Below are 24,386 nucleotides of genomic sequence, written 5' to 3'. Positions count from 1 at the left end.
CGGGGCGCCGCAGTACCGATATGCGCCTATCGGCACGTGGCGGTCGAGTCCGCGGCAGACTCGGCCCGAGGTCCTGAGCGCTCCCCGCTCTCCTCCACCGTAGCCTCGAAGGCCCCGGTGCCGGACCCGGTCACGCCTCCTTGGCCGCCTTCAGGAACTCCCGCAGGATCCGCTCACCGGCCACCACGCCCCGCTCCGGCAGCGCGCCGATCCCGGGGGCCGTCCAGCCGGTGTCGGCCAGTTCGCCGTGGCCCGGGCGCCAGCCGCGGTCCGCGGCGAGCAGCAGGTCGGCGTCGAGCAGCGAATCCCCGGCGGCCAGCGTCAGGGTGGCGCCGGTGCGGCGGGCGACCTCGCGCACGGCCGCGCTCTTGGTGAGCGGTTTGGGGACCGCGTAGATCTTGCGGCCCTGCAGCGACACCGTCCAGCCCCGGTTCTCCGCCCAGACGGCCAGTTCCTTGACCCACTCCTCGGGCAGCAGCTCCCGCTCGACGACGAGGTAGGCGAACAGGTCCTCCGCGACCCGGTGCTTGCGCACCCAGGCCGGATCGGCGGTGGCCGTCAGATGCTCGCGCACCTCGGCCAGCGGCGCGCACTCGTCCGCCAGCCGGGCCAGCACCGCGGCGTGCCAGTCGTGGTCCGTGACCCCGTCGACGAGCAGATGGCCGCCGTTCGCGCAGATCGCGTACGCCGGGGTGGGTCCCGGCAGGTTGATGCGCTGGTACTGCTTGCGGGTGCGGGTGGTGGTCGGTACGAACACCGCCCGGTCGCCGAGGTCGGTGAGCAGCCCGGCCGCGGTCTCGGTCAGGTACGACAGCGGCCGGCTCTCGTGGACCTCCACGCACAGCAGCCGGGGCGCCCGCGCGTCCGGCATGGTCAGCGCGAGCGCGGCGGACGAGTAGATCAGGGTGCGGTCGAGGTCGCTGGCGACCAGTACGGGGCTCATCCGGCCACCGCCCTGCCGTCGGCGCCCGTCGCACCCCGCGTGTACCGGGGGTGGATCAGCCCCACGCAGGTGTACGGCAGCCCGTCGACCTCCTCCACCGGCACGCCCCGCTGGGCGGCCAGCAGGCGCACATGGTCGAGGTCGGCGCCGGCCCCGGCGCGGGCCAGGATCTTCCAGGGCACCCGGCGCAGCAGCACGCGCGTGGTCTCGCCGACGCCCGGCTTGACCAGGTTCACGTCGTGGATGCCGTACTCCTCGCTGATGCGCTCCACGGCCGCCCAGCCCTCCCAGGTCGGCGTACGGTCACCGGCCAGCAGTTCCTTGGCCTGGAGATCGACCGCCTCCTCGACCTCGGCGAAGCGGGCGGAGACGGCGTCGAGGAAGGCCACCGAGACATCGGCTCCCGCCAGCTCGCGGTAGAACTTCGCGCCGTGGTAGTCGTGCGGGCCGACCAGGTCGGCGCGCAGCACCGTGCGCGAGATCAGGCCGGAGACCGTGGAGTTGAGACAGGCGGACGGGATGAGGAAGTCCTCCCGGGTGCCGTACGTCCGTACGCACGAGCCCGGGTCGGCGAGCACCGCGATCTCCGGGTCGAAGCCGGTGATGCCGTCGGACGCCTCGAACTTGCTGATCGCCTCGGCGAGTTCCCGGGTGATGGCGCCCTTTCCGGTCCAGCCGTCGACGAAGACGACGTCGCCGGGGTCGTACCGGTCGGCGAGGTAGCGCAGCGCGTTTGCGTCGATGCCGCGGCCGCGCACGATGGACACCGCGTAGTGCGGCAGGTCCAGGCCGTGCCGGTGCTGGGCCCAGCGGCGCATGAGGACGCCGACGGGGGTACCGGCGCGGGCCAGGGAGACCAGGACGGGCCGCGGCATGGGGGTCCCCCCGCTCGAGCGAAGTCGAGAGTGGGGGCGCTCGGCGAGGATCGTCTCGGTGACCACGCCGACGGCCTGCGCCAGACGGGCGGCCGATGCCTCGAGGGCCGCGTGGAACAGCTCCTGGTACTGCTCGCTCGGCTGGTACTCCACCGGCAGCGACTCCGCGTAGTGCGCGCCGCCGCGCTGGATGGCCTCCTCCCGCTCCTCGGTCGGTGCCTCGAGGGTGACGTCCGAGAGGTCCTGGAGCAGCCAGCCGACCTCGTCGGGCGCGTACGAGGAGAAGGCGGGACCGCGGAGGGGCTCGGGCAGCATGGCGGATCTTTCCGGGGAGGCGGCGACGCGCGGGGGCGGCGCGGGGACGTAGGCGGGGACGACCGCGAGCAGGACGTGCGGGGTGTGCGCGGCGAGCCGGTCCAGGAGGCCGCCGGGGGCGTGCAGTCGGGGGGTGTCGGCCGCGGAGTCCACGACCGCGACGACGGCGTCGAAGCCGGCGCCCGCGACGTTGTAGGCGTAGCGCTCGCCGGGGCCGTCGGCCGGGTCGTCGTGCGCGGGGAACACGATGCGGGTGCGTATCGCGTAACCGGGGTCGTCGACCGCGAGGACCGGCGAACGGGTGGTGGTGGAGTAGCGGACCTCGGCGGGAACCGTCTCCTCCAGCTCGCGGGCGAGCCTGAGCGGCGCGTACATCAGCTCCTCGAAGCCGAGGACGAGGACACGGCGGGCGCCGGCGGGCAGTTGCCCGGCGAGCCGCGCCGCCATCGCGGGCAGGGCGCGCTCGAGGCGGGAGCGGTGCTCGGGGGTGAAACCGTGCCGCCCGCCGTCGGGCAGCCCGTGGGGCCAGCCGAGGTCGACACGGGTGATCGTCCCGTGGGCCTCTTCCTGGCGCACGGACGTCTCGTGCCGGGCGACCAGCTCCTGCCCCTTCTCCAGGACGCCCTCGGGCAGCTTCACCGTGCCCGACGCCGCGGCCACCAGGTCCACGCGGGCGCCGATCCGCCGGGCGAAGTCCTCGAGCCGGCCCAGATCGGCGGGCGAGCGCAGGTCGACCAGGGCGACGACGACGTACCGCTCGCGCGGGTACCGCTCGTGCAGGTCGCGGATCGTGTTCATGACGGTGTTGCCGGTGGAGAACTCGTCGTCGACCAGGACGAGCGGGCCGTCGCCCGCCAGCAGCGCCGGGTCCTCCGGGAGCAGCAGGTGCGAGGTGGCGTGGGAGTGGGACTCCTCGAAACCGCCGGCGCGGGCGACGCCCTCGACGGGGCGGCGGGTGGAGTGCAGGTAGGGCACCGGGCCGAGGCCGTCCGCGACGGAGTGACCGAGTCCGGTGGCCGTCTCCGCGTAGCCGAGGACGACCGCGTGGCCCGCCGCCTCCTCCCCCAGCAGGTCCCGCACCCGCCGGCCGAGCGCCACTCCGTGGCCGTGGACGACGGACGGGAACTGCGGGACGTGCTTGCCCAGCACGTTGGAGACGAGCAGGTGGGCCCGCTTGGGGTTGCGGCGCAGCGCGAGCCCCAGCAGCTCCGTCAACCGCTCGTCGCCGACGAGTTCGACCCCGAGCCGCTCGGCGACCCAGGCCCCGGACCAGACCACGTTCTTCATCGGTTCCTTCACTGCTGTCACTGCGGCAGTCCGGCGGCCAGCAGCTCCACGAAGCCGATGTTCTCGTTGGCGACGCCGAAGACCTCGGCGCGGCGGAGCGTGCGCTCGGCCCAGGCGCGGTGCGGCTTCACCTCGTTCATCTTGTTGGTGTACGCCGAGCGCATGACGCCGCCGCCGAGTCGCTCGGGCCGCAGGATGTCCTGGGCGTCGCTGTACTCCTCGTGGCTGACGACCGACAGCGCGTGCACCGGCATCACGTGCGAGGGGTGGATGCAGGTCTTGCCGAGCAGGCCGTTGGCGCGGTCGAGGGCGATCTCGCGCAGCAGCCCGTCCAGGTCGTGCTCGATCAGCGTCTCGCGCAGTTCCTCGACGTGGCCCTCGAGGAAGGGGCTGCGGCGCAACTGTGGCTTGAACATGCGCTCCTGGACCCGGAAGTACTCCCACACGGGTCCGGTCACCGTGAACCCGGTGCCGTCGGCGCGGCCGAGGACGTTGACGACGTCGGCGATCACGGAGGCGACGATCTGGACGTCGTAGGCGGTCATGTCGGGGGCCCGGCGCAGGCCGTAGGAGGAGCAGAAGTCGGTGACGCCGAGGCGCAGCGCGAGGACGCGGTCGCGCCACTTGTCGACTGTGCGGAAGATCCCGTCCAGGGTCTCCCGGCGCGACTCCAGGTAGAGCAGGTCGGGCGACTCCAGGACGGGCATGGCGAACAGGCGGCGCCCGCTCGCCGCCTCCGCAGTGGTGAGCGCCTCCAGGAAGGGGACGCCGCGTTCCTCGGTGAACTTGGGCAGCACGAAGCCGGAGAGCAGCCGGACGGCCGGGCCGAGCCGGGCGACCAGGTCCGGGATCTGCTCGGGGAAGCGGACGCGGACGAACAGCAGCGGCAGTTCGACGTCACCACCGGACGCCAGGTCGGTGAACTGCCGGACCAGGTTCTCCTCCGCGGGCACGACGTCCGCGTCGTCGATGGAGTCCTCCAGGCACAGCACCATGGAGACGACACCGCGGGCCGCCTGCTTGACCACGTCGTCGGCCAGGTACGGGCGGGTCGCCGGGCTGTAGAGGGTGGCGCCGAGGGCCGCCGCGAGAACGGGGGCCGGCGAGTCGGCGGTGAAGACGGCCGGCTCGCGGTAGAAGAGACGCTTCCGCTCCTCAGGGGCGATGTGCCCGAAATGACGCATATGACTCCCCCGTGATGCAGGACTGCCCAGAAAGACGTGGCCGGTAATAGTACGTACAACTCCGTGTCATGGGTTCCCCTCGGGCATGAAGTTCAGGTAACTCGGTCGTGTCGACGACCGTGCGGAGAGCATGCGGACGGATGGCCCCCGCGTTGTCGTGACCAGGACGGAGAGGGCAGGATGACGGGCATGACGCACGCGATGCTGAAGGGGTCGAACGTACTGCTCGAGGCGACGGCGGTACGGGCGGTGCTGCGCTGGGCGCCGGGGCAGGGCGTGCCCGAGGTCGACGCCTCGGCGCTGCTGCTGGGTTCCGACGGTCGTGTGCGGTCCGACGAGGACTTCGTCTTCTACAACCAGCCCCGGCATCCGTCCGGGACGGTACGGCTGCTCGGGAAGAAGCGGGAGACGGACGGGCTGACCGACACCATCCAGACGGACCTGGCGGGCGTCGAGCCGGGGGTGGGGCGGATCCTGCTGGTCGCCTCGGCGGACGACGTCACGTTCGACCGGGTGCGGGGGCTGCGGATCCTGCTGTACGACGCGGGGGGCTCCGACGGGGAGCCGCTGGCCTACTTCGACGTCAAGCCGGAGACGGGTGCGGAGACGGCGCTGATCTGCGGGGAGCTGTACCGGCGGGGGGAGAACTGGAAGTTCCGGGCGCTGGGTGAGGGATACACCAACGGGCTGAAGGGCCTCGCGAACGACTTCGGCATATCGGTGGACGAGTCGGAGGAGGCGGCCGCAGCGGAGGCGCCGGTCTCCACGCCGGAGGCGCCGGTCTCCACGCCGGAGGCGCCGGTCTCCGCGTCGGAGGTGTCGGTGCCGTTGCCACCGGAGCGGCCGGTGGGGGCGCCTGCGGCGTACGGGTATCCGGCGGAGGCGGGGACGGTGGCCGCGCCCGCGACTGCGGCGGCGCAGCCCGCGTACGGGTATCCGCAGCCGGCGTACGGGTATCCGCAGACCGCGCCGGTGCCCGCGTACGGGTATCCGCAGACGGCTGTGGCGGTGCCGGACCCCGACTTCGAGTTGCCGCCGCAGGGGCCGCAGTTCATCGGGCGCCAGGGGTAGCGCGGTGGGTGGCTTCGGCTGCCCGGGGGCCGGCTCCGCCGCCCGGCGGTACGAGGCGCCTGTGTCAAGGCTCTGGGGCAGGCACGGCTGCCGGCGGCGGGGCGGCTACGCCTTGGTCTTGTAGCCGCGGCCCCACTGGAGGCCCCAGCCGTACAGGCGGTCCAGTTCTGCCTGGAAGCCGTAGACGAACCTCACCTCTCGACGGACGATGAGCTCGCCCTTGACGTTCTCTATGAGGACGACCGCGCAGGAGCGGGCCTGGGGGTGGCGTTCGTCGAGGCCGATCTCGATGCGGGGGCCGCTGCTCGGGTAGAGCGTGACGTGGGCGTGGGTGCGGTCGAACGCCGGCGTCTGGTCGTAGATGTAGACGAAGACCAGCAGCCGCTTGAAGTCGTCCCGGTGGTCGAGGTTGACGAAGATCGTCTCACCGGAGCCGGAGCCGAACCGGTCGTCGCCGCTGAGCTTGATGTACGGCGGGTCGTTGAGCTCCCCGAAGAAGCTGCCCAGCGGCTGCACCACGCCCTTCGTGCCGTCGCTCAGCTCGTACAGGCATCCCAGGTCGAGGTCGACGTTGACCATGCTCTGGGTGTGCGCCTGCACGACCTCGGGGGTGAAGAACCGCAGCGGGTTGCGGAGCACGCTGCCGCGCTCGGGGCCGCCTATGTCGGACGTCCGCATGCGCCAGGACAGGTTGATGCGCAGGTTGCCGCTCGCCGCGCCCTGCTTGGTGAGCGAGACCCGTTGGTGCCGCTTGGTCAGTTCGATGGCGTTGGTCGCCGCACTGCCCGAGTCGAAGTCCATCGCCCGCCCGCGCCACACGCCGTCCCAGAAACCCATGCCCGCCCCCTGCCTCACCATTGCACCGTTCCACAGCCGCGGGGCGGCCGCCGAGGACGCCTCCTCGCGACCGCCCCGCACAGAGCGTTCCCTTACCCCGAGAACTCTCACACCCCGGACGAGACCTCAGTCTTCTCGTCCGAGGCCGCCGCTTTTCCCTCGGCCGCGGCGAGCGCCCGGTTGCGGCGCACGGAGGACCAGAAGGACGCTGCGATCAGGACGACGCCGACGAGGCCGGTGACCACCTCGTTGATCTCGTACTGGATGGTGACCATGAGGATCACGGCGAGCGCGCCGATCGCGTAGTGGGCGCCGTGCTCCAGGTAGACGTAGTCGTCAAGGGTGCCCTGGCGGACCAGGTACACCGTCAGCGACCGCACGTACATCGCGCCGATGCCGAGGCCGAGGGCCATCAGGACGATGTCGTTGGTGATGGCGAACGCGCCGATCACGCCGTCGAAGGAGAAGGACGCGTCCAGGACCTCCAGGTAGAGGAACATGAAGAACGCGGCCTGGCCGGCCAGCAGCACCGCCGAGCGCGGCTTGCCGCTGCGGGCGGCCTCCTCTTCCTCCTCGTGCTCGCGCTCCTCCTCTTCCTCGAGCTTGTCCTCGAAGTAGCCGGAGAGACCACCGACGATCATGTACGTGATCAGACCGGCGATACCGGAGATGAGCACCGTCTGGGCCTTGTCGACGTGCGCGCCGCCGTGCTGGTGGGCGTGGGCCGCGAAGGTCATGGAGGCGATCAGCAGGGCGATCAGCGCGATGCAGACCGACAGCATGTCGACCTTGCCGAGCTTGGCGAGCGGGCGCTCGATCCAGCGCAGCCACTGGATGTCCCGGTCCTCGAAGATGAAGTCGAGGAAGATCATCAGCAGGAACATGCCGCCGAACGCCGCGATCGCCGGATGGGCGTCGGTGACGAGCTGCTGGTACTGGTCCTTGTCCGTCAGCGCGAGGTTGACGGCGTCTATCGGATTCTTCTTCGCGGTGACGGCGACGATGACGACGGGGAAGACCAGTCGCATGCCGAAGACCGCGATCAGCACGCCGACCGTGAGGAAGATCTTCTGCCAGAAGGCGTTCATCTTCTTCAGGATTCCGGCGTTGACCACCGCGTTGTCGAAGGACAGCGAGATCTCGAGGATGGAGAGGATCGCCACGATGCCGAAGGCGGTCCACCCCCCATAGAGGACCGCCAGGGCCAAGCCGACCGCGGTGACCACGAACGACCAGCCGAAGGTTTTCAGAAGCACTGGCTACCCAATCCGTATGTGTACGGGGCTACCCGTCGCCGTACCCGGCTTTACCCAACATTGACCACAGAGTCTAGAGGTGCCTCGGCCCGGCCGGGACATGTGGTCCAGCCGGACCGGGACACCGCAGGTCCGGAGGGGAGGGCCTGGGAGCGCACAAAGCGGAGAGCCCCTTTACGAAACGTTCACTCCGAAGTCCAGAGCGATGCCGCGCAGGCCGGACGCGTACCCCTGACCCACGGCACGGAACTTCCATTCGCCGCCGTGGCGGTAGACCTCGCCGAAGATCATGGCTGTTTCCGTGGAGGCGTCCTCGCTGAGGTCGTAGCGGGCGAGCTCCTGACCGTCGGCCTGGTTGACGACGCGGATGAAGGCGTTGCTGACCTGGCCGAACGTCTGGCCGCGCTCGTCAGCGAGATGGATGGAGACCGGGAAGACGATCTTGTCGCACTGGGGCGGGACCTTGGAGAGGTCCACCAGGATGGTCTCGTCGTCGCCCTCGCCCTCACCGGTGAGGTTGTCGCCGGTGTGTTCGACGGAGCCGTCGGGGCTCTTCAGCTGGTTGTAGAAGACGAACCACTCGTCACCGAGGACCCGGCCGCCGCTGCACAGCAGTGCGCTGGCATCGAGGTCGAAGGGGGCCCCGGTGGTGGAGCGCGCGTCCCAGCCGAGCCCGATCATCACCTGCGTGAGGTTCGGCGCGGCCTTGGACAGGGAGACGTTGCCTCCCTTGGCGAGCGTGACGCCCATGATCCTGATCCTCCCCGGTACGTGGTTGCCCCGGGGGCGAGACCCCCGGTGGCCGGGGGTTGGCCCCCCCGGTCGCGGGGGCTCCTCCCCCGGTGGCCGGGGTTGATCCCCGGTGACGAGGCCGGCCCCGGTCAGGGCGCGGGCCCGGCGCCAAGGGCTCGGCCCCGGCGCCAGAGGCTCGGCCTCGATGCTCAAGGGCTTGGCCCCGCTGATGGAGCTTGGCCCCGGTGAGGGAGCTCGGCCCCGCTGATCGGGTCGACCCGTTCGATGGGGATCTCCTCCCCCGGCTGGTCGGGTCTCCCCCTGGTGGTCCTGGTTTCTCCCCCGGTGGCCGAAGGGGAAACCCCCTCGGCGGCCGGAGGCTTGGTGCCGCGCGTACGGAGTCGTCGCAGCCGGAGGCAGCCGACGAGCCCGGGGGCACACGGCCCTCGCGGAACATACGGCTTTCCGCACCGCCCACGCCGGACGGTGCGGAGGAGTCCGTGGCCGGCGCGCTCGGGTCAGACGTTGACGCCGAAGTCCTGGGCGATGCCCCGCAGACCCGAGGCGTAGCCCTGGCCGATGGCGCGGAACTTCCACTCGGCGCCATGGCGGTACAGCTCGCCGAACACCATGGCGGTCTCCGTGGACGCGTCCTCGCTCAGGTCGTACCGCGCGATCTCCTGCTGGTTGGCCTGGTTCACCACGCGGATGAACGCGTTGCGCACCTGGCCGAAGGACTGCTGACGGTTCTCGGCGTCGTAGATCGACACCGGGAAGACGATCTTGTCGACGTCCGCCGGCACCCCCGCGAGGTTGACCTTGATCACCTCGTCGTCGCCCTCGCCCTCACCGGTGAGGTTGTCACCGGTGTGCTCGACGGAGCCGTCGGGGCTCTTGAGGTTGTTGAAGAACACGAAGTGCTGGTCGCTGACCACCTTGCCCGACGAGTTCAGCAGCAGAGCGCTGGCGTCCAGGTCGAAGTCGGTGCCGGTGGTGGTGCGGACGTCCCAGCCGAGTCCGACGAGGACCGCGGTCAGGCCGGGGGCCTCCTTGGTCAGCGATACGTTGCCGCCCTTGCTGAGGCTGACTCCCACGAGTCCCTCCATTGGTGTCCAGGGGCGGGGAGCCCCGTCGTGCGATGTACCGGATCAACGAGTCGATCCTAGTGACGGGTTCCCGCGCCCCACAGGCCTTGGAACGGAAGTAAGCCGAAGGGGCGCGCCCCTCGGGCGGACCCTTCGGCGCGGGATCACAGGGTGTCGAGCGCCTTCACGTACTCGTTCAGGTCACGCGCGTCCGGCAGGCCGTTGACGACGGTCCACCGCACCACGCCCTCCTTGTCGATGATGAAGGTCCCGCGCACCGCGCAACCCTTGTCCTCGTCGAAGACGCCGTAGGCGCGCGAAATGTTGCCGTGCGGCCAGAAGTCGGACAGCAGCGGGTACTCCAGGCCCTCCTGCTCGGCGAAGACGCGCAGGGTGTGGATGGAGTCGTTGGAGACGGCGAGCAGCTGGGTGTCGTCGTTGACGAACTTCGGCAGGTTGTCGCGCAGCGCGCACAACTCGCCGGTGCACACGCCGGTGAAGGCGAACGGGTAGAAGAGCAGCACCACGTTCTTCCGACCGCGGAAGTCGGAGAGCTTCACGGCCCTGCCGTGGTTGTCCTTGAGCTCGAAGTCGGGGGCCTTGTCGCCGACCTGGATGGCCATGGTCCTGCTTCCCTTTCGACGGGACGGTTGAGGCAGGACCACCCTACGCAGCGACCGGGGCACGCGGTGCGAGAGGCCGGGCCGGGCTGACGTTTCAGCCCGGCCCGGCGAAATCAGCCCGTCCTGGGGGTGCCCCCTGCTCGAAGAGCTTGGGGGAGTCTGAGGACGAGGCCGTCAGGCCGACGGGGGTCCGGGGGCGCAGCCCCCAGGTACGGCCACCCCAACCGGGGGCACCGTTCAGCGCACGGCACCCCAGCGGAGCGTCACCGCTTGGACTTCGCGGCCTTCGGCGTCACCAGACGCGAGCCGCTCCAGTCCTTGCCCACACTGACGCTCTTGGACGCCGACAGACCCGCCGTCGTCGCGGCCTCCGAGATGTCGCTGGGCTCCACATAGCCCGTTCGGCCGGTCTTCGGCGTGAGGAGCAGGATCGAGCCGCCTTCTTCGACATACGTGGTGGCGTCCACCAGCGCATCCGTCAGGTCGCCGTCCTCGTCGCGGAACCACAGCACCACGGCATCGGCAACGTCGTCGTAGTCCTCGTCCACGAGCTCGCTGCCGATGACTTCCTCGATGGCCTCGCGAAGCTCCTGGTCGACATCGTCGTCGTAGCCGATCTCCTGGACCACCTGCTCGGGCTGGAACCCCAGCCTCACGGCAGGGTTCGTCCGCTCCTCCGCGTGGTCCGCGGTCGCGCTCACGGGTTGCCTCCTGATCATGTCTTGGTGAGTATCTCAGCCACGCGCGTACGCGAAGCATTGGCCGTAGTCCACACGGGCGGGGCGGATCGCGCAAGTACCCGGCGGTTCAGACCGCCGAAACGGTGACGATCCTGGCCGTGTCGCCGCAACTCCAGGCACGGTATCGCGACGCGAGGTGACCTACACCACACCGTTCTGCCCGGTTTGCGCATTCCGGAATCATCCGCGGGTACGAGTCCCGAATGACTTTGCGGGGCGCGTCACGGCCTGGGCGTATCGTTGCGTTTTGATCGGGCCCGCCCCTGAACATCCGGTCCGCCGCCGTGTTACCGCGCGGTAGAGATGACGTTTCGCTTCCCCGAGGTACACGATGGGGACCGGTGCAGGCACAGGAAAAAGTGGCCCTCTGACAGGTAAGGAACAGCGTGGCTTCCGGATCCGATCGCAATCCGATCATCATTGGCGGCCTTCCGAGTCAGGTTCCTGACTTCGATCCCGAGGAAACCCAGGAGTGGCTCGACTCACTCGACGCCGCCGTGGACCAGCGCGGCCGTGAGCGGGCCCGCTACCTGATGCTCCGTCTGATCGAGCGGGCCCGTGAGCGGCGCGTGGCCGTGCCCGAGATGCGCAGCACGGACTACGTCAACACCATCGCGACCAAGGACGAGCCGTTCTTCCCCGGCAACGAGGAGATCGAACGCAAGATCCTCAACGCCACCCGGTGGAACGCCGCCGTCATGGTCTCCCGCGCCCAGCGTCCGGGTATCGGCGTCGGCGGCCACATCGCCACCTTCGCCTCCTCCGCCTCGCTGTACGACGTGGGCTTCAACCACTTCTTCCGCGGCAAGGACGAGGGCGACGGCGGCGACCAGGTCTTCTTCCAGGGGCACGCCTCCCCGGGCATCTACGCCCGCGCGTACCTCCTGGACCGGCTCACCGAGCAGCACCTGGACGGCTTCCGCCAGGAGAAGTCCAAGTCCCCGTACGGCCTCTCCAGCTACCCGCACCCGCGCTCGATGCCGGACTTCTGGGAGTTCCCGACGGTCTCCATGGGGCTCGGCCCGATCGGCGCGATCTACCAGGCGCGGATGAACCGCTACATGGAGGCGCGCGGCATCGCCGACACCTCCAAGTCGCACGTGTGGGCGTTCCTGGGCGACGGCGAGATGGACGAGCCGGAGTCGCTCGGACAGCTGTCGATCGCCGCCCGCGAAGGTCTGGACAACCTGACCTTCGTCGTCAACTGCAACCTGCAGCGCCTGGACGGCCCGGTGCGCGGCAACGGCAAGATCATCCAGGAGCTGGAGTCGGTCTTCCGGGGCGCCGGCTGGAACGTGATCAAGCTCATCTGGGACCGCACCTGGGACCCGCTGCTGGCCCAGGACCGGGACGGCGTGCTGGTCAACAGGATGAACACCACGCCCGACGGACAGTTCCAGACGTACGCCACCGAGTCCGGCGCGTACATCCGTGAGCACTTCTTCGGCGACGACCTGCGGCTGCGCGCGATGGTCGAGAACATGACCGACGACCAGATCCTGCACCTGGGCCGCGGCGGTCACGACCACCGCAAGATCTACGCCGCCTTCTCGGCGGCCAAGGCCCACAAGGGCCAGCCGACGGTGATCCTGGCCAAGACGATCAAGGGCTGGACGCTGGGTCCGAACTTCGAGGGCCGCAACGCCACCCACCAGATGAAGAAGCTGACGGTCACCGACCTCAAGCACTTCCGGGACCGCCTGCACCTGCCGATCTCCGACAAGGAGCTGGAGTCCGGCCCGCCGCCGTACTACCACCCGGGCCGGGACTCGGAGGAGATCCAGTACATGCACGACATGCGCAAGGCGTGCGGCGGGTACGTCCCGACGCGCGTCGTGCGGTCCAAGCCGCTGGCGCTGCCGGACGACAAGACGTACGCGACCGTGAAGAAGGGCTCCGGTCAGCAGTCCATCGCCACGACCATGGCGTTCGTACGACTGCTCAAGGACCTCATGCGGGACAAGGAGATCGGTCGGCGGTTCGTGCTGATCGCGCCGGACGAGTACCGCACCTTCGGCATGGACTCGTTCTTCCCGAGCGCGAAGATCTACAACCCGCTCGGCCAGCAGTACGAGGCCGTGGACCGGGACCTGCTGCTCGCGTACAAGGAGTCGCCGACCGGGCAGATGCTGCACGACGGCATCTCCGAGGCGGGGTGCACGGCGTCGCTGATCGCGGCGGGCTCGGCGTACGCCACGCACGGCGAGCCGCTCATCCCGGTGTACGTCTTCTACTCGATGTTCGGTTTCCAGCGCACCGGCGACCAGTTCTGGCAGATGGCCGACCAGCTGGCGCGCGGTTTCGTCCTCGGCGCGACCGCCGGCCGTACGACGCTGACCGGTGAGGGCCTGCAGCACGCGGACGGCCACTCGCAGCTGCTCGCCTCCACCAACCCGGCGTGCGTGGCCTACGACCCGGCGTTCGCCTACGAGATCGCCTACATCGTGCAGGACGGTCTGCGCCGGATGTACGGCTCCTCCCCCGATCACCCTCAGGGCGAGGACGTCTTCTACTACCTCACCGTCTACAACGAGCCGATCCAGCACCCGGCCGAGCCGGCGAACGTGGACGTCGAGGGCATCCTCAAGGGCATCTACCGCTTCAGCGAGGGCACGGCGGGCTCCGTCCCGGCGCAGATCATGGCCTCCGGTGTCGCCCTGCCCTGGGCGATCGAGGCGCAGAAGCTCCTCGCCGAGGAGTGGAACGTGAAGGCCGACGTCTGGTCGGCGACCTCCTGGAACGAGCTGCGCCGCGAGGCGGTGGCGTGCGAGGAGCACAACCTGCTGCACCCGGAGGAGGAGCAGCGCGTCCCGTACGTGACGCGGAAGCTCAGCGGTGCTCAGGGGCCGTTCGTGGCGGTGTCCGACTGGATGCGGTCGGTGCCGGACCAGATCGCGCGCTGGGTGCCGGGGACGTACCAGTCGCTGGGCGCGGACGGCTTCGGCTTCGCCGACACGCGCGGTGCTGCGCGCCGCTTCTTCCACATCGACGCACAGTCCGTCGTCGTGGCGGTGCTCGCGGAGCTGGCGAAGGACGGGAAGATCGACCGCTCGGTGCTCAAGCAGGCGATCGACCGGTACCAGCTGCTGGATGTGACGGCGGCGGACCCGGGCGCGGCGGGCGGCGACGCGTGACGTCACGCTGCGCTCGGCCTGCGCGGTAGCGGGGGTAACGGTGGAAGGGCGGCGGGGTTCGGTTCCCGCCGCCCTTCCACCGTCCTATGTCTTTACGTTCTTTACCATGCGGGCATGAACGAGCAGTCGGCGCAGGACCGTTGGGAGTACCACACGCAGCGCCCCCTGCTGGCGCTGGCGATCCTGTTCGGCGTCGCGTACGCCGTGCCGATCGTGGAGAGCGGGGCGAGCCGGGCACTGGCGACCGCTTGCGCGATGGTGGAGTGGGCGGTGTGGGCGGCGTTCGCCGCCGACTACCTGGTGCGGGTGGCCCTGTCCGGGCAGCGGCGTGAGTTCGTACGGACGCACTGGCTGGACCTGTGCGCGGTGGTCGTGCCGATGCTGCAACCGCTCAGGCTGCTGCGGATGGTGGCCACGCTGATACTCGTGGGGCGGCGGGCGCGCATGGCCTCACAGATCCGGCTGACGACGTATGTCGGTGGAGCCGTGATCGGGCTGCTGATGTTCGGGTCGCTGGCCGTGCTGTCGGTGGAGCGGGAGTCGCCGCGCGGGAACATCAGGACGCTGGGCGACGCGGTGTGGTGGTCGTTCACGACGATGACGACCGTCGGGTACGGGGATCACGCGCCGACCACCGGGCTGGGGCGGATGATCGCGGTCGGGCTGATGCTGTCGGGGATAGCCCTGCTGGGCGTGGTGACCGCCAACATCGCCGCGTGGTTCATCGCGCGGTTCGAGAAGGACGACGTGGAGGAGCGGCGGCAGACCGCGGCGATCGAGGCGTTGACGGAGGAGGTGCGGGCGCTGCGGGCGGAAGTCGCTTCGCTGGTGCGGGAGCGGGAGGAGCGCCTCCCAGGCCGTTGAGGCACTGGGGGAGGCGCCCTGCCCCGCCGGTGAGCGGCACCCGGCCCCGCCCGGCTACAGCACCGGGCTCAGGAGAGCCCCGGTGTCCCACCCGCCAGCCACACGATCGCCAGGAGCGTGTCGATCGCTCCCAGGACCACGGCCACCAGGGCCGGCAGCGAACGGTTTCCCGTCCAGGTGCGGCCCATGGCCAGCCAGCCGCAGATGACCGCGACCGGGCCCAGGATGATGCCGAGGGCGAAGAAGCCCGCGATCGCGCAGATGACTCCGACGATCCCGAGCGTCGCGCGATCCGGCCCGCTCCGGGACCACGTCCGGCTCCGTGAGCGGGGGTACCTGCGCGTGCCGTGTCCGAAGCCCGCCATCATCAACTCCCTGACTCAGCCGTCGGTTCGGGCTGATGTGCGGGTACCCCCGTTTCGCGTTTCAGTCCTGCCGGTGCGCTGCCCCCCTCCAGCAGCGCACCGCAGGACGTGACCCACTGTGACCCGCGGCGCGCGCCCGGCGGGAGGGATCTTGAACGCCTTCACCCTGATGAGCGAACCTGCCCTCCGGCGGCGTCAGATGTGCGCGGCGCCCGCGCCCGCCTCCGCGTTCTCGCCGCGCCTGGTGAGCAGCGCGACCAGTACGGCCACGGCCGCGACGCCGGCCGCGACGAGGGAGGCGAGGCTCATCCCGGAGATGAACGTGTCGTGCGCGACGGAGGTGATCTTCTCGGCGAACGCCTCCGGCGTGCCCTTCGACACCGGGGCGACGCCGACCTGCACCGCCTCGGATGCCTGGTCCAGCTGGGCCTGGCTGAGCGGCGGGAGTCCCGCGGCCTTCCAGTTGCCGGGCAGGTCGTGGTCCACCTTGGATGCCATCACGGCGCCCAGCACCGCCGTACCGAGGCTGCCGCCGATCTGCATGGCGGCCTGCTGGAGACCGCCGGCCACACCGGACAGCTCCATCGGCGCGTTGCCCACGATGACCTCGGTGGCGCCGACCATCACGGGGGCCAGGCCGAGGCCCAGGAGGGCGAACCAGAGCGACATGGTGGCGCTCCCCGTGCCCGCATCGAGCGTGGACATGCCGTACATGGCGACGGCGGTGGCGAGCATGCCGCCGGCGAGCGGGACCCGCGGGCCCAGCTTGGTGATCAGCGCCCCCGCGAGCGGGGAGCCCACGATCATCATGCCGGTGAGCGGCAGGAGGTGCAGGCCGGCCTTGATCGGGCTCATCGCGTGCACGTTCTGCAGGTAGAAGGTGACGAAGAACAGGCCGCCCATGAAGGCGATCGCCATCAGGACCATCAGGACGACGCCCGCGGACAGCGGCACCGAGCGGAACAGCGACAGCGGGATCAGCGGCTCCTTCACCTTCGTCTCCCAGAGGGAGAAGAGGGCGAAGCCCAGCACGGACGCTCCGATGAACAGCCAGGTCTTCCCGTCGCCCCAGCCCCACGTCGGGGCCTTGATCAGTGCCCAGACCAGGCAGAACATGGCGCCGGACAGCAGCGCGATGCCGAGGACGTCGAAGGAGCGCGGCGCGTTCTCGGCGCGGTGGTCGGTGAGGATCAGCAGTCCCAGGACCAGCGCGAGGGCGCCGACCGGAACGTTGATGAAGAACACCGACTGCCAGTCGACGTGCTCGACGAGGACGCCGCCGAGGATCGGGCCGCCCGCGGTGGAGGCGCCGACGACCATGCCCCAGATGCCGATCGCCATGTTCAGCTTCTCGGCCGGGAAGGTGGCCCGCAGCAGGCCGAGCGCGGCCGGCATCAGCAGCGCGCCGAACAGGCCCTGGAAGACGCGGAAGGTGACGACCGCGGCGATGCTGTGCGACAGGCCGATGGCGCCCGACGCGGCGGCGAAGCCGGTCACGCCGACGAGGAAGGTCTGACGGTGGCCGAAGCGGTCGCCGAGCTTGCCCGCGGTGATCAGGGAGACCGCGAGGGCGAGGAAGTAGCCGTTGGTGATCCACTGGACATCGGCGAAGCTGGCGCCCAGGTCCTTCTGGATGGCCGGGTTGGCGATGGCCACGATGGTGCCGTCCAGGGCCACCATCATGACCCCCACGGCAACGGTGATCAGGGTGAACCACGGGTGCCCGCGCAGCCCCCTGTCCTGCGCGGGGTCCGACGGGGCCGCCGGCGCCTTGTCCCCCGGCCCTGTCGTGTCGATGGTCTGACTAGTCATGTGTTCGAGGCTAGTGACAGCCACTGACAATTGACAAACCAGTTCACAAGTCGGTAGCTGTCACGGCGTTCCCGGATAGTGTGAGCGGGACGGATGAACGGAATGAGGACTGATGGAAACGGCGTCACGGCCGGGTCTGCGTGAGCGCAAGAAGCAGCGCACCCGGGACGCGCTGTTGCGGGCCGCCCTGGAGCTGTTCACCACCCGGGGGTACGAGGAGACGACCGTCGACGACATCGCCGAGGCCGTGGACGTCTCGCAGCGCACCTTCTTCCGGTACTTCGCCGGCAAGGAGGACGTCGTCTTCTTCGCCCAGTCCGTCGCGGAGGAGCACTTCGTCGACCTCCTGCGCGGACGGCCGCTCGACGAGGCCCCGTTGGAGGCGCTGCGGCAGGCGGTGCTGGAGGGCTGGGACGGCATCGGCGAGGCCATCGAGCGGATCGTCCCGGTGGAACTCCACATGCGCACCTACCGGTTGATCGAGTCGACGCCCTCCCTGTTCGCCACCCATCTGCGCCGCTCGGCGGAGCTGGAGGAGGAGATCGCCCGGATCATCGCCGAGCGCGAGGGGCTCGATGTGGACACGGACCCGCGGCCGCGTGTCGCGGTGGCCGTGTTCGGCGGGGTGATCCGGGTCACGGAACGCCTGTGGTGCGCGGGCGGCGACACCAGCGTGGAGGCGATCCGCGCGCTGACGGCCTCATATCTCGACGCCCTCCGGCCCGCGTTGGCGGACAAGTGGCGCGCGGAGTGACGACGTTCGCATTCGCCAGGAACTGATTGCGTGTCGGCCCCGTGGGCGTCAAGTGAATTCCCGGCGCACCCGGGGGCGGCAGCGGCCGGGCCGGTGATCTCTCCGTGACGGCGCGTACCAAGTGATGTGTACCTCATCGACCCAGCGTGACGACCGAACGTAAGGCCTACCCGTTTTGCCCTAATTGGCATATGAGAAACGTGAGACGCGTCACTCGGTTAACGCGAGACCCTCTCGTTCTCCTAGTGTGTCCTCCCAGTGACTTCCTTCGACACCTCCCCGCAACTCAACGTCTGGCGCGCACTGCTCGCGCTGGCCGTGGTCTTCGTGATGCTCGCGACGACCGGCTGGACCGCCGTGCGCAACCACCGTGGCGCGACGCCCCTGGAGGCGTCGCGTTCTGCGTGGGAGCACGGCACGATCGCCGGTCGCAGGCTGCCGGACCCCGGTGACTCCCCGGCCCACCTCGCCCGCTTCTTCTCCTCGATCGGCGCCCACCAGCGCTCCCGGCTCGCCCACCGTTACCCGCTCGCGGTCGGCAACATGAACGGGGCGCCGGTGGGGCTGCGTTACGAGGCCAACCGCATCGCCCTCGACCGGCAGCGGAGGGTCGAGCGCGCCCGGATGCATGACGACCGGCTGTCGTCGGTGGGCCAGCAGGAGGCGGGCCGCCTCATGCACCGCTTCGAGGCGCTGATGCAGAAGGGCCGCCAGATCCTCGCCTTCGACCCGGACGGTTCGGGCCGCATCGCGGAGGTCTTCGGTGACCTGGACTCCGCCCGGCGGATCTCGGTCGTCGTGCCCGGTGTCGACACCGACCTGCTCACCTTCCAGCGCACCGTCCGCAAGTACTCGGCCCCGGTCGGCATGGCCCAGTCGCTGTACGCGGCGGAGCGTGCGGCGAGTCCCGGGACCCGTACGGCCGTGATCGCCTGGGCCGACTACACCTCGCCCAGCGGCCTCGGCATGGAGGCGGCGACCGCGATGCGCGCCGAGGCGGGCGCCGTCCGGCTGAACGCCCTGCTGCGCGCCCTCCCCGGTCGCTCGCCCGTCCAGCTGTACTGCCACAGCTACGGCTCGGTGCTGTGCGGGATCGCCGCGCGCACGCTGCCGGCACGGGTGTCCGACATAACGGTGGCGGGCAGCCCCGGCATGCGCACCGAGTCGGCCACCGGGCTGCACACCACGGCCCGGGTGTGGGCCATGCGGGACGCCGACGACTGGATCCAGGACGTGCCCTACCTGGAGGTCGGGGGCCTCGGCCACGGCGCCGACCCGGTCTCCCGCGGCTTCGGCGCGCGGGTGCTGTCCGCGCAGGGGGCGGAGGGGCACGCCGGCTACTTCGCGCCGGGCACCGAGAGCCTGCGCAACTTCGCCGAGATCGGCGTCGGAGCGTACGACGCGGTGCACTGCGCACGCGACGATGACGCGTGCCGGGCGGATCTGCCCGGCACGGCGCCGGTCGGACGCGCGTAGAAGACCAGGAATTGCGGTCTGCTCGGGGAGCGACGGAGGAGCGCGTGCCGCATACGATGAGCCGCATGGGTGACGTACTGGCCGGATTTCATGCCGTCTGGGAGTTCGAGTCCGACTCCGTGCTCATCCGCTTCGAACGGGGGATCCGCACACCGAAGCTGTTCCAGGCACTCGGGCAGCGCCGTGTCCCCCTGGAGGCGATAGCGGGGGTCACACTGAGCCCGGGCAGACGCGGGACGTTGGTCCTGCACGCGGTGCCGAGACCCGGCGCCGACCCGCTGATGGAGGCGGCGGACGGACAGCTGAAGGAGACCTCCGACCCCTACCGGCTCGTCCTGCCCGCCGACCGCGAGGCCCTGGCGGAGTCCTACGCGGACGAGCTGCGCGCCCGTATCGGCGGGGACGACACTCCGGCCGAGCGGTTCCTGGTCGCGCCGCCCGAGGCGCCCCTGCAGTTCAAGGCATACGACGGGAAGGCGTCCTTCGACGGCAAGGCGGTGTCCTTCCGCTGGTTCTGGACGGGCGCGTCCTCGGCCAAGTGGAAGGCCGGCGACCAGAGTTTCCCGGTCACCGGCCTCAGCGGGGTGGAGTGGCGCTCGCCCGAGGTGTTCGACGGGTATCTGCGGTTGCTGCGCCGGGATGCGGGTGGTCTACCGCCGGCTCAGCCGGACCAGGACCCGGCGGCTGTGGTGTTCGGGCTCGGCTACGGCCCGGTGCACCAGTCGTTGCCGTTCGCGGCGGCCGTACTGGCCGCTGCGCGCGCGGCGGGCACCGCCCCGGTCGCGGTGCCCGCCGCTCGTAGGGACCCGGCGGACATCGCCGAGCGGATCCGCCACCTCGGGGAGCTGCATGAGGCGGGGCTCGTCACGGACGAGGAGTTCTCCGTGAAGAAGGCGGAGTTGCTGGCGGAGCTTTAGCCCTGCCGGGTACGGGGCGATCTCCCTGCCGCGTTCGGGGCGATCTCCCTGCCGCGTGTGGTGGGTGTCCGCTGCGGGCGCGTCGTGGCTGGCCGCTCGCCCAAGTTCTCGGCTTCGCTCGAACAGGGGGCGCCGCCATCGCGACGGAGCCGCACAATGTCGCAGGCCCGCGCCCCTGCCGGGGCGCACCACCCCGGCCCGGGCGGCGTGCCCTACTCCCGGCCCACCGACGTGAAGCTCATGTCCGGGTAGCGGTCGCCCGCCACCTTGGACGCGATCGGCTCCAGCAGGGACAGTTCCTCCTCCGTCAGGACGATGCGTGCGGCCTCCACGTTCTCCTCGATGCGGTGGCGCTTGGTCGTACCCGGGATGGGGACCACCGCGAGGCCGCGGACCGCGGCCTGCTGCTGCACCCAGGCCAGCGCGATCTGCGCCGGTGAGGCGCCGTGGTCCTTCGCGACGGACCGGATCGGCTCGAGGAGCGCCACGTTGGCGGCCGCGTTCTCGCCGGTGAAGCGGGGCATCGTACGGCGGAAGTCCTGGTCCGTGAGGTCCGTCTCCGCGTTGGAGAAGGAGCCCGTGAGGAAGCCGCGGCCGAGCGGCGAGTACGGCACCAGGGCCACGCCCAGCTCCTTGGCGGCCGGCACCACATGGGCCTCGATGTCACGGCTGAACAGCGACCACTCCGACTGCACGGCGGCGATCGGGTGGACGGCCCGGGCCGCCCGGAGTTCGTCGGCGGTGACCTCGCTCAGCCCCAGGTGCTTGACCTTGCCCTCGCGCACCAGCTCCGCCATCGTGCCGACGGTCTCCTCGATCGGGACGTTCACGTCCCGGCGGTGCATGTAGTAGAGGTCGATCACGTCGACGTCCAGGCGCTTCAGACTCGCCTCGACGCACTGCCGGATGTAGGGCCGGTCGTTGCGGACGATCCGCTTGAACGGGTCGTCGGGCGAGGTCGAGATCGCGAACTTGGTGGCGATGACGACCTCGTCCCGGTGCGCCTTGAAGAACGGCGACAAGAACCTCTCGTTCTCCCCCGCGCCGTACATGTCCGCCGTGTCGTACAGGGTGACGCCGAGCTCCAGCGCCCGCTCCAGGGTGGCACGCGACTCCTCGGCGTCCGCGGGGCCGTACGCGAAGCTCATGCCCATGCAGCCGAGGCCCTGCACACCCACCTCGGGACCGTCCTCACCGAGCCGCACCTGCGCGATCCTGCTGTCCGTCATCGGGGCCTCTCCGACGCCAGGGCGCGCCCGGCGTCCGCGTAGAAATCGATCTTCCGGTTGAGCACCGCGAGCGTGTCCTGGAGCTCCGCGATCCGGGCGAGCACGTCCCGGCGGGTCGCCTCCAGGAGCTCATAGCGCTCGGCGTACGTGTGGTCTCCGGCGCGGACCAGCTCGGCGTAGCGCACCATGTCGGCGACGGGCATGCCGGTGAGCCGAAGCTTGCCGACGAGGTCGAGCCAGTCCAGGTCGGCGTTGCAGTAGCGGCGCTGCCCGGTGTGCGAGCGGTCCACGTGGGGCATCAGCCCGATCCGCTCGTACCAGCGCAGGGTGTGCGCCGTCAGACCGGTGAAGGCGACGACCTCGCTGATCGTGTAACTGTCCTGCCCATCGGGGCGGGGGTGCCGCCCGGGCGGTACGCCGCAGATGTCGGTCCCGTTTTCGGCCGCCTCGGCCAAGGTCTCGATCACCGTCATGGCCTCCACGCTAGAACCTTGGAGTGCACTCCAAGCAAGCGAAATGAAATGAAAATGCCGAGACCCGTCCTACAGGCTGTGGCTAGCGTGCGGGACATGAGTCTCGTACGCCGGGCCGTGCCCGAGGACGCCCACGAAGTGCTGCGCCTGCGCCAGGTGATGATCGATTCGGTCTTCCCGTCCGGCTCCTCCGTCTCCTCGACCGAGTGGCACGAGGAGTCCCTGCCGGCCCTGCGCGGCCGGCTCGCCGATCCGGACGGCGGCTTCGCGGCGTTCGTCGTGGACCATCCGGAGCGGCCGGGGGCGCTGGCCGCGCTGGTGGCCGGGACGATCGAGTACCGGATCGGGCGATTCGGCAATCCGCAGGGGCGGGTCGGACACGTCTTCAGCGTGGCCACCGATCCGGACGTGCGCCGCCGGGGCTACGCCCGTGCCTGCATGGAGGAGCTGCTCGACTGGTTCCGGGAGCGGGGCGTCCCCCAGGTCGACCTGAACGCGTCCGCCCAGGCGGAGCCGCTGTACGCGTCCCTGGGCTTCGTACGCAAGCCGGACCCCTCGATGCGGCTGCAGCTGTGAGCCGCTTAGGCTCGGGGCATGTCGCTGCAGAGCCCGGCCCTGATCGCTGACTGGCCCGTCCCCACCGCCGCCGCGGCGGTCGTCCGCGCGGACGGCACCGTCCTCGGGACGCACGGTCCGGTCGACCACCGCTTCCCGCTGGCATCGGTCACCAAGCCGCTCGCCGCCTACGCGGTACTCGTCGCGTACGAGGAGGGGGCGATCGAGTTGGACGAGCCCGCCGGGCCGCCCGGCGCGACGGTGCGCCATCTGCTCGCGCACACGTCCGGGCTGGCGTTCGACGAGCACCGGGTGACGTCGGCGCCCGGGGAGCGGCGGCTGTACTCGAACGCCGGGTTCGAGGTGCTGGGCGACCATGTGGCGAAGGCGACGGACATCCCGTTCGCCGAGTACGCCCGGCAGGCGGTCCTGGAGCCGCTGGGCATGTCGTCCACGTCGCTCGACGGCTCCCCGGCGAAGGACGGCGTCTCCACGGTGGCGGATCTGGCGCGGTTCGCTGCGGAGGTGCAGGCGCCGCGGCTGCTGGATGTGCGGACGGTGGCGGAGGCGATGACGGTGCAGTACCCCGGGACGAAGGGGGTGCTGCCCGGGTACGGGCACCAGAACCCCAATGACTGGGGGCTCGGGTTCGAGATCCGGGACTCGAAGTCGCCGCACTGGACGGGGAGTTCCTCGTCGCCGAGGACCTTCGGGCACTTCGGGCAGTCGGGGACGTTCCTGTGGGTCGACCCGGACGCGGGGGTGGCCTGCGTGGCCCTCACGGACCGGGCGTTCGGACCTTGGGCGATCGAGGCGTGGACGCCGTTCACGGATGCGGTGCTGGCGGAGGTGCGGGGCTGAGGACGCCCCTGCCCGGCTCGTCCGGCGCCTCGACCGAGTGACCGATGGACAGGCTCAGGGCCCGCGGTCGTCGCGGATGCCCGGCGCGGGCGGTGACCGGTGAGGTCCGGGGCGGCGTCGACCCGACCTCACCGATCCCCGCTCGACGTCGGTGAAGCCGATGAGCACCGTCAATGTCGGCGGTGGTACTTGGAGCTACGGCACCACGACCGGCTCATGGGGCCTCAAGCGCTGCTACTCCAACTACGTCCATCCGTCGAAGTACCACTCGGCGACATCGGTCATGGCCGACGGCAACGACAAGACGTATGCAAATGCCGGCAGCTGGGCAAATTCCCACGTTGATGCCGGCTGGGCCTACACGTGCTACGCCTACTGGGCCACGTACTAAGAGTCCCTAGGCTTTCCGTTGCGGTCCCGGCGCTCCACATTCGGCCGGGACCGCAGCATGTCAAGGCCCCGCCTCCGAGCCCTGAGCATCTGTAGTGCAGCGCGGGTGATGGGCGCTCAGGCGATCTCGTGGACTCACGGCGACCGCCATCATAAGATGAGCTTTCCACGGCTCTCTTGCTGCCACCGAAAAGGATTTTTCGAACACAGTGTTCTCCTATCGATCCCGTGTCGTGGCACCTGTCGCCGCACTGACAGCCGGCACATTGCTGGGGATACTCGGCCCCCTGCTTCTCACGACCGGCGGTTCGGCAGGCCGTGTGGCAAGTCTCGTCCTCTCCGCTGGATGGTCCTGGGCCGCATTGGCTTTCTGTGTCGGCCTGGCGCGAAATTCGAGAACGGAGTCCGTCGTTCTGGCCCCCGCCGCCTTGGTCGCGGCGGTAATCGCTTATTACGCGACAAAATTGAGGCAGGGACAATTCCTGGCAGCCGACCTGAATGACCCTACCGGGCGAACGACGCAGGTTGACTGGTCCGGCTTCTTGTCGAAGACGGTTTTCTGGTGCATAGTCGCCTGCGCTCTCGGCGCGCTTTTGGGGTTGGCTGGG

The 24,386-nt window shown here is 70.1% G+C and carries 22 protein-coding genes; 9 read left to right on the top strand and 13 right to left on the bottom strand.

The window, feature by feature from the left end:
* Positions 1-130: 130 nt before the first annotated feature.
* Genes C3488_RS16415 through C3488_RS16405 form a run of 3 tightly spaced genes read right to left on the bottom strand, consistent with a single transcriptional unit; the run spans position 131 to position 4,604 of the window.
* Entirely contained in the window at positions 131-943 is an 813-nt protein-coding gene (locus C3488_RS16415) for an HAD family hydrolase (protein WP_103840172.1), read from the bottom strand.
* Positions 940-3,420, bottom strand: coding sequence for a phosphoribosyltransferase (locus C3488_RS16410; protein WP_103840171.1), 2,481 nt, complete (start codon positions 3,418-3,420; stop codon positions 940-942). Before C3488_RS16410 ends, C3488_RS16415 begins: the two co-directional genes overlap by 4 nt.
* A 17-nt stretch (positions 3,421-3,437) precedes the next feature.
* On the bottom strand, positions 3,438-4,604 hold the full coding sequence (locus C3488_RS16405) for an HpcH/HpaI aldolase/citrate lyase family protein (RefSeq protein ID WP_103840170.1): 1,167 nt from the start codon (positions 4,602-4,604) through the stop codon (positions 3,438-3,440).
* Positions 4,605-4,793: 189 nt separating this feature from the next.
* On the opposite strand from C3488_RS16405, the gene C3488_RS16400 reads away from it, so the two are divergent.
* Entirely contained in the window at positions 4,794-5,675 is an 882-nt protein-coding gene (locus C3488_RS16400; RefSeq protein WP_103840186.1) for a TerD family protein, read from the top strand.
* Between the two features lie 105 nt (positions 5,676-5,780).
* Here C3488_RS16400 and C3488_RS16395 read toward each other — a convergent pair whose 3' ends face one another.
* The 6 genes from C3488_RS16395 to C3488_RS16370 all read right to left on the bottom strand — a co-directional run bounded on the left by C3488_RS16395 (position 5,781) and on the right by C3488_RS16370 (position 10,909).
* Positions 5,781-6,512, bottom strand: coding sequence for a Tellurium resistance (locus C3488_RS16395; RefSeq protein ID WP_103840187.1), 732 nt, complete (start codon positions 6,510-6,512; stop codon positions 5,781-5,783).
* Positions 6,513-6,619: 107 nt separating this feature from the next.
* On the bottom strand, positions 6,620-7,768 hold the full coding sequence (locus tag C3488_RS16390; RefSeq protein WP_103840169.1) for a DUF475 domain-containing protein: 1,149 nt from the start codon (positions 7,766-7,768) through the stop codon (positions 6,620-6,622).
* A gap of 174 nt (positions 7,769-7,942) precedes the next feature.
* Positions 7,943-8,518, bottom strand: coding sequence for a TerD family protein (locus C3488_RS16385; protein ID WP_103840168.1), 576 nt, complete (start codon positions 8,516-8,518; stop codon positions 7,943-7,945).
* A 500-nt stretch (positions 8,519-9,018) separates the two neighbouring features.
* Positions 9,019-9,594, bottom strand: coding sequence for a TerD family protein (locus tag C3488_RS16380; protein ID WP_103840185.1), 576 nt, complete (start codon positions 9,592-9,594; stop codon positions 9,019-9,021).
* Between the two features lie 155 nt (positions 9,595-9,749).
* Positions 9,750-10,208 carry a peroxiredoxin gene (locus tag C3488_RS16375; RefSeq protein WP_103840167.1) on the bottom strand — a complete coding sequence of 153 codons (459 nt, stop codon included), beginning with the start codon at positions 10,206-10,208 and terminating at the stop codon, positions 9,750-9,752.
* A gap of 263 nt (positions 10,209-10,471) precedes the next feature.
* On the bottom strand, positions 10,472-10,909 hold the full coding sequence (locus C3488_RS16370) for a DUF3052 domain-containing protein (RefSeq protein ID WP_181139047.1): 438 nt from the start codon (positions 10,907-10,909) through the stop codon (positions 10,472-10,474).
* Between the two features lie 425 nt (positions 10,910-11,334).
* On the opposite strand from C3488_RS16370, the gene aceE reads away from it, so the two are divergent.
* Positions 11,335-14,082 carry a pyruvate dehydrogenase (acetyl-transferring), homodimeric type gene (aceE, locus tag C3488_RS16365; RefSeq protein ID WP_103840165.1) on the top strand — a complete coding sequence of 916 codons (2,748 nt, stop codon included), beginning with the start codon at positions 11,335-11,337 and terminating at the stop codon, positions 14,080-14,082.
* Positions 14,083-14,196: 114 nt separating this feature from the next.
* Positions 14,197-14,946, top strand: a complete 750-nt coding sequence (locus tag C3488_RS16360; RefSeq protein WP_103840164.1) for a potassium channel family protein — start codon at positions 14,197-14,199, stop codon at positions 14,944-14,946.
* Between the two features lie 68 nt (positions 14,947-15,014).
* Here C3488_RS16360 and C3488_RS16355 read toward each other — a convergent pair whose 3' ends face one another.
* Together C3488_RS16355 and C3488_RS16350 are read right to left on the bottom strand one after the other, a co-directional pair.
* Positions 15,015-15,314 (bottom strand): small hydrophobic protein, encoded by a 300-nt coding sequence (locus tag C3488_RS16355; protein WP_103840163.1) that lies wholly within the window; start codon positions 15,312-15,314, stop codon positions 15,015-15,017.
* A gap of 192 nt (positions 15,315-15,506) precedes the next feature.
* Entirely contained in the window at positions 15,507-17,123 is a 1,617-nt protein-coding gene (locus C3488_RS16350; protein WP_103840162.1) for an MFS transporter, read from the bottom strand.
* Between the two features lie 112 nt (positions 17,124-17,235).
* Here C3488_RS16350 and C3488_RS16345 point away from each other — a divergent pair, with 112 nt between their 5' ends.
* The 3 genes from C3488_RS16345 to C3488_RS16335 all read left to right on the top strand — a co-directional run bounded on the left by C3488_RS16345 (position 17,236) and on the right by C3488_RS16335 (position 20,270).
* Entirely contained in the window at positions 17,236-17,877 is a 642-nt protein-coding gene (locus tag C3488_RS16345; protein ID WP_103840161.1) for a TetR family transcriptional regulator, read from the top strand.
* 258 nt (positions 17,878-18,135) lie between these two features.
* On the top strand, positions 18,136-19,353 hold the full coding sequence (locus C3488_RS16340) for an alpha/beta hydrolase (RefSeq protein ID WP_103840160.1): 1,218 nt from the start codon (positions 18,136-18,138) through the stop codon (positions 19,351-19,353).
* Positions 19,354-19,418: 65 nt separating this feature from the next.
* Positions 19,419-20,270, top strand: a complete 852-nt coding sequence (locus C3488_RS16335; protein ID WP_103840184.1) for a DUF4429 domain-containing protein — start codon at positions 19,419-19,421, stop codon at positions 20,268-20,270.
* A gap of 212 nt (positions 20,271-20,482) precedes the next feature.
* Here the strand turns inward: C3488_RS16335 and C3488_RS16330 are convergent, their stop codons facing one another.
* Entirely contained in the window at positions 20,483-21,499 is a 1,017-nt protein-coding gene (locus C3488_RS16330) for an aldo/keto reductase (RefSeq protein WP_103840159.1), read from the bottom strand.
* A complete protein-coding gene (locus tag C3488_RS16325; RefSeq protein WP_181139046.1) occupies positions 21,496-21,972 on the bottom strand; it encodes a MerR family transcriptional regulator in 477 nt (158 codons plus the stop codon). The genes C3488_RS16330 and C3488_RS16325 overlap by 4 nt, the downstream gene beginning before the upstream one ends.
* Before the next feature lie 96 nt (positions 21,973-22,068).
* Here C3488_RS16325 and C3488_RS16320 point away from each other — a divergent pair, with 96 nt between their 5' ends.
* From C3488_RS16320 to C3488_RS16310, 3 genes are all read left to right on the top strand, one after another.
* Positions 22,069-22,548: a GNAT family N-acetyltransferase gene (locus C3488_RS16320; RefSeq protein WP_103840183.1), complete on the top strand. Its 480-nt coding sequence runs from the start codon at positions 22,069-22,071 to the stop codon at positions 22,546-22,548.
* A gap of 18 nt (positions 22,549-22,566) precedes the next feature.
* Positions 22,567-23,388: a serine hydrolase gene (locus C3488_RS16315; RefSeq protein WP_103840157.1), complete on the top strand. Its 822-nt coding sequence runs from the start codon at positions 22,567-22,569 to the stop codon at positions 23,386-23,388.
* 160 nt (positions 23,389-23,548) lie between these two features.
* Complete coding sequence (locus C3488_RS16310; protein WP_103840156.1) at positions 23,549-23,779, top strand: lactococcin 972 family bacteriocin; 231 nt, start codon at positions 23,549-23,551, stop codon at positions 23,777-23,779.
* Positions 23,780-24,386: the final 607 nt, after the last annotated feature.

This window comes from Streptomyces sp. Ru72, from assembly GCF_002920635.1.
Taxonomy (GTDB): domain Bacteria; phylum Actinomycetota; class Actinomycetes; order Streptomycetales; family Streptomycetaceae; genus Streptomyces.
This window is presented reverse-complemented; position numbering and strand designations above follow the sequence as displayed.

What these genes read in the sequence shown, in the direction of transcription:
- C3488_RS16415 (WP_103840172.1), bottom strand. Translation starts at nt 943, where the DNA reads ATGAGCCCCGTACTGGTCGCCAGCGACCTCGACCGCACCCTGATCTAC.
- C3488_RS16410 (WP_103840171.1), bottom strand. Translation starts at nt 3,420, where the DNA reads ATGAAGAACGTGGTCTGGTCCGGGGCCTGGGTCGCCGAGCGGCTCGGG.
- C3488_RS16405 (WP_103840170.1), bottom strand. Translation starts at nt 4,604, where the DNA reads ATGCGTCATTTCGGGCACATCGCCCCTGAGGAGCGGAAGCGTCTCTTC.
- C3488_RS16400 (WP_103840186.1), top strand. Translation starts at nt 4,794, where the DNA reads ATGACGCACGCGATGCTGAAGGGGTCGAACGTACTGCTCGAGGCGACG.
- C3488_RS16395 (WP_103840187.1), bottom strand. Translation starts at nt 6,512, where the DNA reads ATGGGTTTCTGGGACGGCGTGTGGCGCGGGCGGGCGATGGACTTCGAC.
- C3488_RS16385 (WP_103840168.1), bottom strand. Translation starts at nt 8,518, where the DNA reads ATGGGCGTCACGCTCGCCAAGGGAGGCAACGTCTCCCTGTCCAAGGCC.
- C3488_RS16375 (WP_103840167.1), bottom strand. Translation starts at nt 10,208, where the DNA reads ATGGCCATCCAGGTCGGCGACAAGGCCCCCGACTTCGAGCTCAAGGAC.
- C3488_RS16360 (WP_103840164.1), top strand. Translation starts at nt 14,197, where the DNA reads ATGAACGAGCAGTCGGCGCAGGACCGTTGGGAGTACCACACGCAGCGC.
- C3488_RS16355 (WP_103840163.1), bottom strand. Translation starts at nt 15,314, where the DNA reads ATGATGGCGGGCTTCGGACACGGCACGCGCAGGTACCCCCGCTCACGG.
- C3488_RS16350 (WP_103840162.1), bottom strand. Translation starts at nt 17,123, where the DNA reads ATGACTAGTCAGACCATCGACACGACAGGGCCGGGGGACAAGGCGCCG.
- C3488_RS16345 (WP_103840161.1), top strand. Translation starts at nt 17,236, where the DNA reads ATGGAAACGGCGTCACGGCCGGGTCTGCGTGAGCGCAAGAAGCAGCGC.
- C3488_RS16335 (WP_103840184.1), top strand. Translation starts at nt 19,419, where the DNA reads ATGGGTGACGTACTGGCCGGATTTCATGCCGTCTGGGAGTTCGAGTCC.
- C3488_RS16330 (WP_103840159.1), bottom strand. Translation starts at nt 21,499, where the DNA reads ATGACGGACAGCAGGATCGCGCAGGTGCGGCTCGGTGAGGACGGTCCC.
- C3488_RS16325 (WP_181139046.1), bottom strand. Translation starts at nt 21,972, where the DNA reads ATGACGGTGATCGAGACCTTGGCCGAGGCGGCCGAAAACGGGACCGAC.
- C3488_RS16320 (WP_103840183.1), top strand. Translation starts at nt 22,069, where the DNA reads ATGAGTCTCGTACGCCGGGCCGTGCCCGAGGACGCCCACGAAGTGCTG.
- C3488_RS16315 (WP_103840157.1), top strand. Translation starts at nt 22,567, where the DNA reads ATGTCGCTGCAGAGCCCGGCCCTGATCGCTGACTGGCCCGTCCCCACC.
- C3488_RS16310 (WP_103840156.1), top strand. Translation starts at nt 23,549, where the DNA reads ATGAGCACCGTCAATGTCGGCGGTGGTACTTGGAGCTACGGCACCACG.